Genomic DNA, 15,462 nt, shown 5'->3' with positions numbered 1-15,462 from the left:
CGGTGATGCAAGCACCAATTGTTATTATTGGTAGTGGTTTCGCTGCTTACCAATTAGTCAAAACTGTGCGTCGAATGGACGCACATATCCAGATTCAAGTGTTCACCGCTGATGGCGGTGCGGAATACAACAAACCCGACTTAAGTCATGTGTTCAGTAAAAAACAAACCGCACAGGATTTGGTGGTTAAAACGGGTGAAGAGTTTGCCAAAGAACACAATATCGAGCTATTTGCCAACACGATGATTGAAAGTGTGGATACACAAGCACAGCAAGTGATGGCGAACGGTCGACCTTATCCTTACTCCAAATTGGTGTTCGCGACAGGGGCAAAAGCCTTTGTGCCACCAATGATGGGGAACGCAATAGAAGAGGTGATGACGTTAAATTCGCTGCAAGAATACCAGTCCGCTGAGGTACAAATCAGCAGAGCAGAACGTGTATTGGTGATTGGTGGCGGCTTAATCGGAGTAGAGATCGCAATGGATCTTGCCAGTAGCGGTAAAGCCGTGACGGTCGTTGAACCCAGCCAACACGTGTTAGCGAATTTGATTCCTGATTTTGTCGCGTTGCCTCTAGAGCACCAACTTAAACAGCAAGGTATTCAACTCGCGTTAGGTGATAGTGTCGAGGAGGTAAACCGTTCGGGGGATGCGTTTTCTATTACACTGAGCAGTGGGCAAGTCGTTGCAACGGATGTGGTCATTTCTGCGGCGGGACTTCGCACCAACACCAAGTTAGCGATGGCTTCAGGTATTGACGTCAACAAAGGTATCGTCGTAGATGCCTGCTTACAGACTTCTGTTGCTAATGTTTATGCTTTGGGGGATTGCGCAGAAATTCAAGGCCGCATGATGCCTTACCTTCAACCCATAGTGTTGAGCGCAAATGTGCTTGGTAAGCAGTTGTTGGGACAAGAAGCACAACTGGTGTTGCCGCCAATGATGGTAAAAGTGAAAACGCCAAGCTACCCGATTCAGCTAGCGGGCAGCTTCAATAACGTTGCGACTTGGAATGTACAGATTTCTCAGGCTGGCATCGTGGCGAAAGCGGAAAATGGCAGCAATCAAATCACGGGCTTTGTTGTGACTGGCGAACAAGTGACTCAGGCATTTCCATTGCTTCGTATGCTGTCTCAAGTCGCATGACAAGAAACAGATCTTGTACCACACGAAATAACCCTCAGAGCTTTGATGAATCTACCTCTCGTGATTTTTCGCCAGAGGTAGGCTTTCCAGGGATCTATTGGTTTAAATTATATAAAAACTCAATCAAATCTGATTGTGTAACCATTCCTACTAACTGATTGTTATCGTTGATAATAGGTATATGATGAAACCCAGAAGTTAAGTAGGGAATGAGACGAGCTATGTGCTGATCCTGATGAATAGAAATCGGGTTTCTTTTCATATATTGACCAATGGTTTTAGAGGTTCTTTTTTTAGCCAATAGGTATAGCCCAACGAAAGAGTTAATTTTTCTTTGTTCAACATAAAGCAAAAAGTCGACAAGCGAAAAAATACCTAAAACCTCATTACTCGTATTGACAATAGGGATTGCACTGTACTTATTTTGTTGCAGTTGTTTGAGTCCATCATAAACGGTATCCGTTTCTTTGAGAGTAAGAATGTCGCGTGTCATCACATGCTCGCAAGTCAATTTTTCATTCTTATGCTCTAAAGCGAGTAAATGCGTTTGCTTAAAAATTTCATCCAGTGTCTTTTCATCGATATCTAGCCATTCATTTCTCGTTTCGACTACCTGATGCAATTCTTCAAAATAGAGTGATGTTTTGCTGTGCGCTGTCGCTGCCTTGCTTGATATTTGTTCCGTGTGAGTTGACGTTTGTCTTGATAGCCACCAGCGGAAAACAATGCCACACACTGCTAAGGGGACAACATTGAGTAAGACTGGGTCGAGCAGAAAAGACAGGTTGACTGGCTGTGACGTTGTACTGAGCACTGGGACGAGTGCTGTGGCGACACCAGGTGGATGGACACATTTTAACAAGATCATCGCAAAAATAGTGGACGTTATTGTCACCAAAGCCAAAACGGCAATATTTTCAATGACTGAGGATAAGACGACACCTATTAATGCTGCAAGAACATGGCCAGCGACAAGGGGCCAGGTTCTACCCATTGGGCTGCTAGGAATAACAAAAATGATCGTTATTGATGCGCCTATTGAAGCAATCAACAGAGGAGCATAGGGGTAGGAATGTCCGTAGAGTGCTGTGAATGATACGACGGTCGATGAAATGAGTACGGCGATTATCGTATGCAAAAGATTAAGTAGGCGATTGGCGTATGGCATGACAGGTACATCAATGGTTGGAATAAGAAAGGTGTGAAGGTGAATATTATTGGAATACTCACACTGAGGCAATGTCACCAACAAACGATAAAGATAAAGCCACCTCTGAGCAAGGTGGCTATTTATTTTATTTACTACACAATACCTTGTTCGATCATCGCATCGGCTACTTTTCTAAAGCCCGCGATATTCGCGCCTAGTACTAAGTTGCCAGGTTGACCAAATTCTTTACTCGTCTCGTTGGCACTGATGAAAATGTCTTTCATGATCGCTTGCAGGTGCGTATCCACTTTCTCAAAAGTCCAGTTTTGCATACTTGCGTTCTGAGCCATTTCAAGCTGGCTGGTGGCAACACCGCCTGCGTTTGCGGCTTTTCCTGGTCCATAAGCAATACGGGAATCAATAATCGCATTGACCGCTTCTTGAGTGGTTGGCATGTTGGCACCTTCACTGATCAAGTGGCAGCCGTTGCTGATAAGTGCTTGTGCATCTGCCAAAGTCAGTTCATTTTGCGTTGCGCATGGGAACGCAGCATCCGCTTGGTAACGCCATACAGCATGACCATCGCTAGGGTAATCGCTCGCAGGCGTGTAAACCGCTTCTGGGTAAGTGTGTAAGTAATCTTCCAGGCTAGTGCGTTTTACTTCTTTCAGCTGTTTTAACAGTTCAAGGTCGATACCTTGTTCGTGATAAATGGTGCCTTTTGAGTCACTGCAAGAAACAGGGATAGCACCTTTATGGTAGAGCTTTTCAATCGCGTAGATAGCAACGTTGCCCGCACCCGAGACTAAGCACTTTTTGCCTTTCAACGAGTCTTGACGGTCGTTCAGCATATACTCTGCAAAATAAACAGCGCCGTAGCCAGTTGCTTCTTTTCTTGCTAGTGAGCCACCCCAAAGTAAACTCTTACCAGTGAATACGCCTTCATAACGCCCCGTCAAACGCTTGTACTGACCAAACATGTAGCCAATTTCGCGAGCGCCAACACCAATATCACCAGCTGGAACATCGGTTACAGGGCCAATGTGGCGGTATAACTCGTTCATGAAAGATTGGCAAAATCGCATAATCTCACCGTCAGATTTGCCTTTCGGATCGAAGTTAGAGCCACCTTTACCGCCACCGATTGGCAAACCAGTGAGCGCATTTTTAAAAATCTGTTCAAAGCCGAGGAACTTGATAATGCTTGCATTCACTGATGGGTGGAATCGCAGACCACCTTTGTAAGGCCCTAATGCTGAGTTGAATTCAATGCGGTAGCCTTTGTTGACCTGAACATTGCCTGCGTCGTCGACCCAAGGCACGCGAAACATGATCTGTCTTTCTGGCTCTACAATTCTTTGTATGATGGCTTGTTCTTGGTATTGACGATTGCTTTCGATGAGTGGCGCGAGAGAAGTTAAAACCTCTTCTACTGCTTGGTAGAACTCCTTTTGAGCAGGACTACTGTGCTGCAATGAGACAATAGTGTCATGTATATGTGTCATATTTCCTTCCTTGATATGTTTAAGCAATCTTTTTGTTACGTCCGGCGTCATTTAATGACAAATTTGCTTGAGCCTCAATAAAAACAAGTCAGAGATTGATTGAGAAGCGATGAGCGACGAATTATACGGGTTCACTAATAGATAATTGTATTGTTTTGCGGCCTAAAATATTGGCTTGTTAGTGAAATATAAAAACTTGTCTGTTTAGAACAGGGGGAAACTTGAATATGTTTCGCTTTCTCTTAAAATTTTAAAGACGTGTCAGGTTGACCTTGCCGCTAGGGTAACGTTTATAATCAAACTTCCCAAACAAAGGTATGTTATGACTCAATCACTCAAAAATACATGGATTACGATCTTCAGTATCTTTGCGATGCTGATGTCGAACTATGTGTCGAGTGCACCAGCAATGACATTAAATAACATACTAGCGACTAAGGTGACGATGACTTCTACTGAATTGCCAAGTCACCATACCGCACATCATGCAAAGTACCCAGAATTAGCAGTAGAACACCACGCTAAACATACTGGAACACATTGTCACTCTATAAATGACAACATTTCTATAAAAGAGCCGACCGCAAAGGCTTCGGCTAAAATGACCCACTGTGGTGATTCCAGTTCAAGCGTTGATAATTGTTGTACTTCTGTCTGCTCTAGCGTGTCATACCCCACAGATGCTCCTTACTCATTAATCCCGTTTTCTTCCTCTTTGGCTTTACATCAATCCGTTATAATCGGAGATAAAGTCACGCGTATCCAACACTTACTGCGCCCACCTTCCGCTTAATTCAATAACTAACACAGTTCGTTCTCAAACCTGATTGGTACGTTGTGAAGGGTTTGAGGTTAGTCCATATTTCTATTCGTGGATAAATAACATCGTGAATATTGAATTTCATTGCCTTGGTTTACCTAAAACCTTGAGCTTAAGTGTTGCAGTTGCTGTATCTGCAATGCCTGTAATTTCTTATGCTGGAACCCACAATTCAGCGCATTCTGTTGCTGCTTCAACTCAGCACCTTAATGCGCTGATTGAGTCAGCATTAATGAGTGATACGAGTCGCTCACAATACGCTGCCCAATCCCAAGCTTTGCGAGAGTCAGGCGTCGCCAGCGCAACGCTAATGGATCCAAAGCTAAAAGTCGGCTTTGGAGGATTGCCTGTTGAGTCTTTCGAGTTCGATGAAGACCCAATGACTAATATTTCGGTTGGCTTAATGCAGCAGTTTGAACGCGGTTCGACTTTGGCGTTGAATCAGCAAAAAGCGAACCAGAAAGCAGAGGGTGTGGCTTACCAGATCCAAGTTCGTGAGCGAGAGGTTGCCAATAGCATTACCCAGCTATGGTTGGAGCTCGGTTATCTTCAGCATGCCGCGGTTTTAATTGAAGAAAACCAGCGCTTGATGGTTGAGATGGAGCGGTATATCCACACCAATTATTCGATTGGTAATAGTGAAGCACAAGACTTACTTAATACTCAGCTTCAAGTGAACAAATTGGATGAAAAGCTGCAATCCAACCAGCAGATGCAAAACCGCATTACTGCACAATTGTCGGAGTGGTTAGGTTCCGAGTGGCTTAGCTCTAATTCCTCAACTGATTCGTCAACCAAAGCGAGTTATGAATTAGATTGGATGCGCTTAGACTCGATCTTGCAAAGTCACTCCAGTCATACCAAGCATTATGCGCTTCTGAATCAGCACCCAATGGCTCGAATAGCAGATGCCAATATTTCCGCTAATCGCACGCAGGTTGAAGTGGCTGAACAATCTTTCACGCCTCAGTTTGGTGTTGAGGTGATGTATGCCTACCGACAATCAAACAACATGAAGGGTGAACCTGCTTCTGATTTACTGAGTGCTTATCTCACCATGGATATCCCTCTGTTTACTGACAACCGACAAGATAGAAACCTTGTGGCGGCACAATACCAAGTCGGAGCGGCTCAGTACCAAAAAGACACGTTACTCGCGCAGATGAATGCTCAGGTCAATACGTTGCTAATGGACAGAGTGAACTTAGCTGAACGTATTGCACGATATCAAGAGCGTTTATTGCCACAGGCGAAAGCTCGCATCAAAGCTGTGGAGCGAGGTTATCAGAATAATACTGCTCCGTTCGGAGATGTGATCACCGCTTCTACGGATGAGTTGGCGTTAAAAATTGAGCTTATGCGCCTGATCACCGATTTAAACCAAACCAATAGCAAGCTTGCTTCATTGCTTGGTGGTTTTGAGTATCAAGTCTTTGAACCTTCCGCTAAATACCAAGAACAATAAGAAAGGGATATCAAATGAGTACGTTTAAAGTTGCAAGCCTAGCATTACTGATTGGCGGTGTATTGGGATACGGAGCAAACACCTATTTGCCTGTATTCAGCCATGAGATTTCCGCAAAAGAGATGAGTGATTCGGCCGCGAGCGATGAACCGCTGTATTGGGTTGCACCGATGGATCCAAATTACAAACGAGACCAGCCTGGTAAGTCTCCTATGGGGATGGATCTTATTCCTGTGTATGCCGAAGAGCTTAATGGGGAAAATGATAAGCCTGGGACGGTTAAAATAGACCCGGCGGTTGAAAATAACCTAGGTGTGAAAACCGCACAAGTTGAACGTGAAGTGCTGTCGCCACGCCTAGAAACCGTTGGTTACATTGCGTTTGATGAGAGTCAATTATGGCAAACCAACGTCCGCGTTTCGGGATGGGTCGAGAAGCTCTATATCAATGCTGTCGGTGAAAAAGTGAAACAAGATGATGTTCTTTTCACTCTTTACTCTCCAGAGTTGGTCAAGGCGCAAGAAGAGTTGATTAGTGCCTATCAAACCAACCGCAAAGGTATGATTAAAGGGGCGACAGAGCGACTTGTCACACTGGGCGTCGACCGAAGCCAAATAAAGTCGATTGTTCGCAGAGGAAAAGCGTCCCAGACCATCGAGATAAAAGCGCCAGCAGACGGTGTTATTGCCAGTCTTAATATTCGAGAAGGTGGCTATCTCTCACCAGCACAAGCCGTGATCAGCGCAGGTCCATTAGATGAAGTTTGGGTGGATGCAGAAGTGTTTGAACGTCAATCCCACTGGATCAAGCAAGGAAGCCAAGCCTTGATGATGCTTGATGCTTTACCCGGTGGTGAGTGGAGTGGTGAGGTGGATTACGTGTACCCAATCCTTGACCCAAACACTCGAACATTGCGTGTCCGTTTACGTTTTGCCAACCCTGAAGGTGAGCTTAAGCCAAACATGTTTGCTAACGTAACCTTAAAGCCTGTCACTAACGATGAGGTACTGACAATCCCTCGTTCATCGGTCATTCGTTCAGGCGGTATGACCCGAGTCGTCCTATCCGAAGGAGAGGGGAAGTATCGCTCAGCGCGTATCGAGGTTGGGCGAGAAGCGGCAGACAAAATTGAAGTACGACAAGGCTTAAAACAAGGTGATCGTATCGTCACTTCTGCTCACTTCATGCTGGACTCAGAATCGAGTCAATTCGCCGATCTTTCTCGAATTAATGGTGTCGAAGCGCCAACACAAACGGCTTGGGCAACGGGAGAAATTACGGATGTCATGGCAGGCCATCGCATGCTGACTATTAATCATCAACCCGTTCCTGAATGGAATTGGCCTGGCATGGTGATGAACTTTAATGTTGCTGAAGGGGTAGAGTTCGAGACTTTCAAGCAAGGGCAATCTCTAGAGTTTGAGATGCAAAAAGGGGAGTCAGGTCAGTACGAGATTGTGGACTATAAGATCAGTGAATCTCACATTGCCTCAGAGGTTTGGGTTAATGGTGACATTACCATGCTCATGGCTGATTTTGGAATGATTACCTTAAATCATCAGCCCGTTTCACAGTGGGGTTGGGATACAGGAGAAATGAACTTTTCTGTTGGAGAAGAGGTAAGCCTGACAGGGTTTGAAGAAGGCCAAAATGTTCGCTTCCTAGTTGAAAAACAAGGCACAGAGTTCCTTCTTAAAAAACTTGAGCTGAGTGGGGGCAATCAATGATTAGTGCCATTATTCGTTGGTCAATCAGTAATCGATTCTTGGTTGTCGTTGCTACACTCGCCTTAATTTTAGGGGGTATTTATAGCGTTAAGAATACACCTGTGGATGCGATTCCAGATTTATCCGATGTTCAGGTGATCATCAAAACAAGTTACCCAGGTCAAGCGCCTCAAGTCGTTGAAGATCAAGTGACTTATCCTTTGACGACCGCCATGCTTGCCGTCCCGGGGGCTGAAACGGTACGTGGGTATTCGTTTTTTGGTGATTCGTATGTTTACATCATTTTCAACGATGATACGGATATGTATTGGGCACGGTCTCGCGTTCTCGAATATCTGAGTCAAGTTGCCCCTAAGCTCCCATCCAGTGCTAAACCAACGCTAGGCCCAGATGCGACGGGTGTTGGCTGGGTTTACAGCTATGTTCTGCAAGATAAAACAGGCCAGCATGATTTAGCCGAGCTACGTAGTTTGCAAGATTGGTTCTTGAAGTACGAGCTGCAAACCGTGGAAGGTGTGTCTGAAGTCGCAACGGTTGGCGGTATGGTAAAACAGTACCAAGTGCAAATTGATCCAGCCAAGTTGCGTGCCTATGATCTCACCTTGCAACAAGTGAACATGGCTATCCAAAATGGTAACCAAGAGAGCGGAGCATCCGTTGTTGAAGTTGCTGAAGCAGAGCACATGGTTCGCACGACCGGTTATTTGTCTGGCATTGAAGATATTGAAGCGCTGCCTTTAAAAGTCACCAAGCAAGGCACACCGCTGCTACTTGGGGATATTGCGGATATCAATCTCGGACCACAGATGAGACGAGGTATCTCAGAGCTGAATGGTGAGGGTGAAGCCGTTGGTGGTGTGATAGTGATGCGCTTTGGCGAGAATGCCAGTGAAGTGATCGCAAAGGTGAAGGATAAGCTATCTAACTTACAACGCAGTCTACCAGACGGTGTTGAGATTGTTGCTACCTATGACCGTTCTACTCTTATTGATGCGGCTGTTGAGAATCTTTGGACGAAGCTTGCTGAGGAGTTCATTGTTGTCGCGATTGTTTGTGCGTTGTTCCTATTCCATATTCGTTCTTCGTTGGTTATCGCACTCAGCCTTCCCGTCGGTATTCTTTCAGCATTCATCGTAATGCATTGGCAAGGTATTAACGCCAACATCATGTCGTTAGGTGGCATTGCTATTGCGATTGGTGCGATGGTGGATGGGGCAATCGTAATGATTGAGAACGTTCACAAACACATTGACCGAACGCCATTGACCGATAAAAACCGTTGGCAAGTGATAGGGGATGCGGCACAAGAGGTGGGTGCACCTTTATTTTTCTCGCTGCTCATTATTACCCTGAGTTTCGTCCCCGTGTTTGCGCTAGAAGGGCAAGAGGGCAAAATGTTCTCACCGTTGGCGTTCACCAAAACTTATGCGATGGCAGCGGCAGCCGGTCTTGCCATCACCTTAGTGCCAGTACTGATGGGCTATTTTATTCGGGGTAACGTACTGCCAGAAAACAAGAACCCCATCAACAGAGGATTGATTGCACTCTATAAGCCGTTGCTGAACGTCAGCTTAACCTACCCAAAGAGTATGATTGTACTGGCCATTGTGTTGATGGGTTCTGCTTACTACCCAACCACTAAGCTTGGCAGTGAGTTTATTCCGCCTCTGGATGAAGGTGACCTGATGTATATGCCAACCACATACCCAGGCATTTCCATTGGTAAAGCACGAGAACTGCTTCAACAGACCAACAAGCTCATAATGACCGTTCCTGAAGTGGAAACGGCCTGGGGCAAGATCGGTCGTGCGGAAACCGCAACGGATCCTGCGCCACTCACCATGATTGAGACGGTTATCCAGCTTAAGCCCAGAGATCAGTGGCGCGAGGGAATCACCACCGAATCACTGCGTAAAGAGTTTGATGACTTGGTTCAGTTCCCAGGCTTGACTAACGCTTGGGTGATGCCGATTAAAACGCGCATCGACATGCTCGCAACAGGGATCAAAACGCCCATCGGCATCAAGATCGCGGGGCCTGATCTTAAAGAAATTGAGCATATTGGATCTGAACTCGAACCGATTCTAAACGGCATTACAGGTACGGCTTCTGTCTATGCAGAGCGTGTCGCGGGTGGGCGATACGTCACCATTGATATTAATCGCAAAGCGGCCGCACGTTATGGCTTGAGTATTAAAGAGGTTCAGCAAGTGGTCTCTACTGCGGTTGGCGGTATGAATGTCGGGGAAACCATTGAGGGGTTAGAGCGCTATCCAATCAATGTTCGCTACCCGCAGGATTACCGAGACTCCGTTGTAAAACTACATAACTTACCTTTGGTCACGCCAAATGGTGCTCGTATCGCTCTGGCTGATGTCGCAGATGTTCGCTATGAAGACGGCCCACCAATGATTAAGACAGAAAACGCTCGTCCGAATGGTTGGGTATTTGTCGATATTGAGGGGCGGGACTTAGGCTCATACGTAGAGGAAGCTAGAGAAGCCGTTGCTCAGCAGCTCAACTTACCTGCAGGGTACTCAATAGCTTGGTCTGGACAATATGAGTATATGGAACGAGCAAAAGAGCGCCTAGGTGTCGTGGTACCGATCACCATCGCCATCATCATGCTCTTGCTTTACTTCAGCTTCCGAAGAGTGGAAGAAGTCATGATCATCATGCTGACTCTGCCTTTAGCCATGGTGGGCGGTTTGTGGCTTATGCATTACCTCGGTTACAACTTTTCTATTGCCGTTGGGGTCGGGTTTATCGCACTGGCAGGGGTGGCTGTCGAAATTGGCGTAATCATGTTGGTCTACTTAAATCAGGCTTGGAGCCACACCAAACGTGATGCGTTAGAGCAAAATAAACTTCTTCAAGAAGCCGATCTCAGTGGATCCATTCGAGAGGGCGCAGGGCTTCGAGTTCGTCCCGTAATGATGACCGTTCTTACCGTCATCATCGGCTTAATCCCAATTATGTATGGCGAAGGTACCGGCTCGGAAGTGATGCAGCGTATCGCCGCACCTATGATTGGCGGTATGGCATCAGCTTTGGTTCTGACGCTACTGGTACTGCCTGCCATTTTTAAGCTTTGGAAGCAGCGTGAGTTGAGCCTGCAATCAAAGACAAACAACCTAACTCAATAAGTTAACCGCTAGGGAGGGAGCAGAAACCTTACCCTACAAATTCATCCAAGCGTTTTAGTAAGGAATACAAAATGAACAAGACATTATTAGCCGTTCTACTTTCAGTGACAGCGACATCTGCGTTTGCAGAGATGGACCACTCTAAAATGGATCATTCGATGATGAACGTAGAAGGTATGTCAGACGTCGGTATGCCAGCGAAAGGGGCAAAACCAGACAAAGTCGTTCATGTTGTCTTGAATGATGACATGACGATTAAATTCAAGAAAGAAGTAAAGATTGAACCAAACGATGTGGTGCAGTTTGTGGTGATGAATGTCGGCAAGATGGATCACGAATTTACGATTGGATCATCTAAGGAGCAGCTAGAGCATCGTGAAATGATGAAAACGATGTCAAATCATATGCATGACTCGGGGAATGCCGTTACGGTTGAGCCGGGTAAAGCAAAACAACTGCTTTGGCATTTTCATGGAGACAGCAACGTGGAGTTTGCATGCAATATTCCAGGACATGCTGAATCGGGTATGGTGATGAATCTCTCTCTATAGCACTAAATCAGAGGCAGCGAATGCTGCCTCTTGCCATTCCACCTGTCCAGATTGCTATTCCCTGTCATACCAACCTTGTGGCATCTTGTAACAACTGTGCTACTATCAAAACACATTCATACCTGTAAGGAGAATCTGATGATTGTATTCAAAACCCACCCGGCAACTATTGAGAAGCAGAGCGGACAATCAACGCTGAGATAAACAGCAACTTCTTAACCTCTCTCACTTCCATCTATTGCCCGGTGTTTCTTAACCGGGGTCTATGCCTATTCATTTGACCCTCACATTTTCTGTTGATTGCGCACAGAGCGCTTTGCAACGCGATTCTGTATGCGTAGGGAAAAGCAATGAATTCATCAATTACGCTCAACCAACTCGGTTGGCAACCAATATTTCAACAACAACTGACACTGAATGATCTAGAGACCGCAACAATTGGCCGCGTACTGGCGCATCACCGTAGTGGGTATACGATCCAGACAGAATACGGAGAAATCCACCTGCCCATTCATCACCGCCTGCCTGCGATGACCGTCGGAGATTGGATACTACTCGACCATGATCATCTGTTTGTACGGCAGCTGGAACGAACCTCGTTGTTCAGCCGTCGCGCACCCGGCAGTAAAGTGGCCGAGCAGTATATCGCTGCGAACGTCGACACCCTGTTTATCGTTAGTTCACTAAATGACGACTTCAACCTTAGTCGGATTGAACGCTACCTAGCACTTGCCCATGAATACAGTGTTGAGCCAGTGGTGGTTCTGACTAAAGCCGATTTGTGTCACGACAGTGAAGACAAACGCGCAGCCGTTCAGGCGAGTGACCCGATGTTAATGGTGGAAACGGTTAATGCACTGGACTGCGCCAGTTGTGACGTTTTAAGTGTTTGGTGTAAAACCGGTAAAACCGTCGCCTTTATGGGATCGTCTGGGGTAGGGAAATCAACTTTGATCAATACCTTAATGGGGAAGTCGATTCAGCAAACGGGCTCGATTCGCGAAGATGACAGCAAGGGACGCCACACAACCACGTCGCGCTCTCTGCATTTTATGCCTTCCGGTGGGGTGCTGATTGATACCCCAGGGATGCGGGAGTTACAGATTGCCGACTGCGAAACGGGCGTGAGTGAAACTTTTGCTGATGTCGAAGCGCTCAGCAAGATGTGTCGATTCAGCGATTGTCAGCACCAAAGCGAGCCAGGTTGCGCTATTTTGCAAGCCCTTGAAACGGGTGAAATTGACCAGCGTAGACTAAGCAACTATTTCAAATTACTCCGTGAGCAAGAAAGAAATAGCACCGCTTTACATAAACAGCGCGCCAGGTTTAAACAACTCAGTCAATCATATCGTTCAATCGTGTCAGAAAAACGCTTGATGAAGAAAGGGTACTAAATCACCTCAATTCGGGATAATTTAAGCCAATCAGGAGTCAGGACGAAACCGTTCTGACTCTTTATCGCCGAAAAATCACATAAGCTCACTCGTCTATCTGCGGGTGGTCGTATCTTTGGTACTTAGGCAGCTGGTTTCTTAAGTTGTGAAATGTTGCACGGGCACTCTCTTTGGAGAGCTTGTTCATTAACCAATCTGGCAGCAGACCACCGGGATCGGCAAATGCCGTGTACTCAATGTAGGTGGTGCCATTGGTGAGTTTTTGCAATACCCAAGTGGCGTCAACGGCCTGAATACGAATATAGCCGCTTTGTTTTGGGTATGTAGAAGGAGGCGCGTCTTTGATCTTTAGCGTGAACCCAAACTCATCAACCCAATACTTCGAATAGGTGACCATATCACGATCTTTGGCAGGCCACGGGGCGGTGAATTGTGTATAAACAATGTTTTCAGTGGCCGAAATCTGATGCAACACTCGGCTGTGACTGGCGTTATCTATCCAGTTAGGAATATTGTCGCTGTCTTCCAATAACGTTAAAAACGCGCTGTAACTGGTTGGCGTGAACATCTGAGCACGAATCTCGACCAAACCTTCTTTATGCGCACGAGAATAGATGGCTATCCCGTCATCATCGCTATCAAATTGCCAGTGATTGCCCACCTCTGCGGCCGCAGTAACTGACACTAACGCTGCCACCATCAGAGTGCTTATTCGCAAACTCGTCATAATCCACTTTTTCAGTAAATGCCCTTAGTTCAAGCTTATACAATTTTGACCTTTCAGACATAAAAAAGGCGAGCACAAACATGCTCACCCCTCACACAAAAAATAGGAGTGCTTACAACTGCTCAGCGAGCTGAGGTAACACATCAAATAGGTCGCCTACTAATCCGTAATCGGCGATTTCGAAGATGGGAGAATCCGGATCTTTGTTGATGGCGACAATCACCTTCGACTCTTTCATTCCCGCCAAGTGCTGGATAGCGCCGGAGATCCCAACCGCTATGTAAAGCTTAGGTGCGACAATTTTACCGGTTTGACCAACTTGCAAGTCGTTAGCCACAAAGCCAGCATCAACGGCAGCGCGGGACGCCCCAATTGCTGCCCCAAGTTTGTCGGCGACTTTCTCAATCAGTGCGAAGTTTTCTTTGCTTCCCACACCTCGGCCACCCGAGATCACCACTTCTGCGGCGGTGAGTTCAGGTCGTTCTGAAATGGTTTTATCGATCGTGATTAGTTCGACGACAGGTGATTGAACCGTAAGTGGTTGATGCTCGATATCAACTTGATTGTTACAAGCAACAGGATCAAAGGCCGACGCGCGCACGGTGACCACACGCAAACTGTCATTTGAAGTCACTTTAGCGAAAGCGTTGCCTGCGTAAATAGGGCGGATAAACGTTTTTTCATCCACCACTTGAACGATATCCGAGATTTGCCCGACTCCACACTTGGCTGCGATACGTGGCGCAAGATCTTTGCCTTTGGATGATGAGTTAGCCCAAATGCCGTCAAAGCCTTCAGCAAGTCCGACTACGACAGGCGCGATATTTTCTGCGAATTGGTGCACCAGCGATTCGTCATCTATGCAAATTACCTTCGAGATACCATCGACGCGGCTCGCTTGTTGCGCCACTTCTTCACACTGGAAACCAACGACCAACAGAGTGTTGTCTTGGCTCACTTGGCATGCAGCATTAACCACTTTCAACGTATCGGCGTGCAGTTGGTTGTTGTCATGTTCTGCAATAATTAGATTCTTCATGAAATCACCTTTGCTTCGTTACGTAGCTTATCGAGAAGTTCTGAAACAGACTCCACTTTGATACCGCCTTTTCTAGCCGCTGGTGGAGTAACTTCCGTGATGGTTTGGCTAAACGTCACTTCAACGCCTAGGCTTTCAGGTGTCACTGTATCTAGGGGTTTGCGTTTGGCCTTCATGATATTAGGTAATGAAGCAAAACGAGGTTCGTTCAAGCGTAAGTCAGTGCTGATCACCGCAGGCAAATTCATTGCTACCGTCATCAATCCGCCATCAACTTCTCGCACAACTTGCACTTTTTGGTCTTCAATCTTCACATCCGATGCGAATGTTGCTTGTGGCCAATCAAGCAAAGCGGCCAGCATTTGAGCGACTTGGTTATTGTCCGTATCGATCGATTGTTTGCCTGTAATGACCAATTGCGGCTGCTCTTGCTCGACCAGCGCTTTAAGTAATTTTGCAACGACAAGCGGTTCAATTTTGTCCGCCGTGTCGATATGAATGGCTCGATCGGCTCCCAGCGCAAGGGCAGTACGCAACTGTTCCTGGCACTGTGCACCGCCAGCACTCATCACGATGACTTCATCTGCAATCCCTTGTTCTTTAAGTCGCACTGCTTCTTCAACGGCGATTTCGCAAAATGGGTTAATCGTCATCTTGACGTTATTGGTTTCAACATCGCTATTGTCCGCTTTAACACGAACTTTAATGTAGGGGTCAATGACCCTTTTAATTGGCACTAGTATTTTCACGTTAGATTCCTTTTTACAGTGAAGACTATGTGTTTACAGTG

Annotated in this window: 12 protein-coding genes; 6 read left to right on the top strand and 6 right to left on the bottom strand. The window is 46.3% G+C overall.

What is annotated here, in order from left to right; all coding sequences use genetic code 11:
* Positions 1–5: 5 nt before the first annotated feature.
* Positions 6–1,148, top strand: a complete 1,143-nt coding sequence (gene norW / locus NP165_RS14680; protein ID WP_257086481.1) for an NADH:flavorubredoxin reductase NorW — start codon at positions 6–8, stop codon at positions 1,146–1,148.
* Positions 1,149–1,242: 94 nt separating this feature from the next.
* Here norW and NP165_RS14675 read toward each other — a convergent pair whose 3' ends face one another.
* From NP165_RS14675 to NP165_RS14665, 3 genes are all read right to left on the bottom strand, one after another.
* Positions 1,243–2,316, bottom strand: a complete 1,074-nt coding sequence (locus NP165_RS14675) for an HPP family protein (protein WP_257086479.1) — start codon at positions 2,314–2,316, stop codon at positions 1,243–1,245.
* A 134-nt stretch (positions 2,317–2,450) separates the two neighbouring features.
* Positions 2,451–3,803 carry an NADP-specific glutamate dehydrogenase gene (gdhA, locus tag NP165_RS14670; RefSeq protein WP_257086477.1) on the bottom strand — a complete coding sequence of 451 codons (1,353 nt, stop codon included), beginning with the start codon at positions 3,801–3,803 and terminating at the stop codon, positions 2,451–2,453.
* 543 nt (positions 3,804–4,346) lie between these two features.
* Positions 4,347–4,481 carry a hypothetical protein gene (locus tag NP165_RS14665; RefSeq protein ID WP_257086476.1) on the bottom strand — a complete coding sequence of 45 codons (135 nt, stop codon included), beginning with the start codon at positions 4,479–4,481 and terminating at the stop codon, positions 4,347–4,349.
* A gap of 281 nt (positions 4,482–4,762) precedes the next feature.
* Between NP165_RS14665 and NP165_RS14660 the strand changes: the two genes are divergently transcribed.
* The 5 genes from NP165_RS14660 (at position 4,763) to rsgA (ending at position 12,906) form a co-directional block, all read left to right on the top strand.
* Complete coding sequence (locus NP165_RS14660; RefSeq protein ID WP_257086833.1) at positions 4,763–6,088, top strand: TolC family protein; 1,326 nt, start codon at positions 4,763–4,765, stop codon at positions 6,086–6,088.
* A 14-nt stretch (positions 6,089–6,102) separates the two neighbouring features.
* Positions 6,103–7,815: an efflux RND transporter periplasmic adaptor subunit gene (locus NP165_RS14655; RefSeq protein ID WP_257086475.1), complete on the top strand. Its 1,713-nt coding sequence runs from the start codon at positions 6,103–6,105 to the stop codon at positions 7,813–7,815.
* Positions 7,812–10,961 (top strand): efflux RND transporter permease subunit, encoded by a 3,150-nt coding sequence (locus NP165_RS14650; protein ID WP_257086473.1) that lies wholly within the window; start codon positions 7,812–7,814, stop codon positions 10,959–10,961. Before NP165_RS14655 ends, NP165_RS14650 begins: the two co-directional genes overlap by 4 nt.
* Before the next feature lie 71 nt (positions 10,962–11,032).
* On the top strand, positions 11,033–11,512 hold the full coding sequence (gene copI, locus NP165_RS14645) for a copper-resistant cuproprotein CopI (RefSeq protein ID WP_257086471.1): 480 nt from the start codon (positions 11,033–11,035) through the stop codon (positions 11,510–11,512).
* 350 nt (positions 11,513–11,862) lie between these two features.
* Positions 11,863–12,906: a ribosome small subunit-dependent GTPase A gene (rsgA, locus tag NP165_RS14640; RefSeq protein ID WP_257086469.1), complete on the top strand. Its 1,044-nt coding sequence runs from the start codon at positions 11,863–11,865 to the stop codon at positions 12,904–12,906.
* Positions 12,907–12,991: 85 nt separating this feature from the next.
* Here rsgA and NP165_RS14635 read toward each other — a convergent pair whose 3' ends face one another.
* From NP165_RS14635 to NP165_RS14625, 3 genes are all read right to left on the bottom strand, one after another.
* Positions 12,992–13,633 (bottom strand): START domain-containing protein, encoded by a 642-nt coding sequence (locus NP165_RS14635; protein ID WP_257086467.1) that lies wholly within the window; start codon positions 13,631–13,633, stop codon positions 12,992–12,994.
* A gap of 112 nt (positions 13,634–13,745) precedes the next feature.
* On the bottom strand, positions 13,746–14,672 hold the full coding sequence (locus NP165_RS14630; protein WP_257086466.1) for an electron transfer flavoprotein subunit alpha/FixB family protein: 927 nt from the start codon (positions 14,670–14,672) through the stop codon (positions 13,746–13,748).
* Positions 14,669–15,421 (bottom strand): electron transfer flavoprotein subunit beta/FixA family protein, encoded by a 753-nt coding sequence (locus NP165_RS14625; protein ID WP_257086465.1) that lies wholly within the window; start codon positions 15,419–15,421, stop codon positions 14,669–14,671. Before NP165_RS14625 ends, NP165_RS14630 begins: the two co-directional genes overlap by 4 nt.
* Positions 15,422–15,462: the final 41 nt, after the last annotated feature.

The sequence above is a fragment of the Vibrio japonicus genome, assembly GCF_024582835.1.
In the GTDB taxonomy this organism is placed as follows: Bacteria; Pseudomonadota; Gammaproteobacteria; order Enterobacterales; family Vibrionaceae; genus Vibrio; species Vibrio japonicus.
This window is presented reverse-complemented; position numbering and strand designations above follow the sequence as displayed.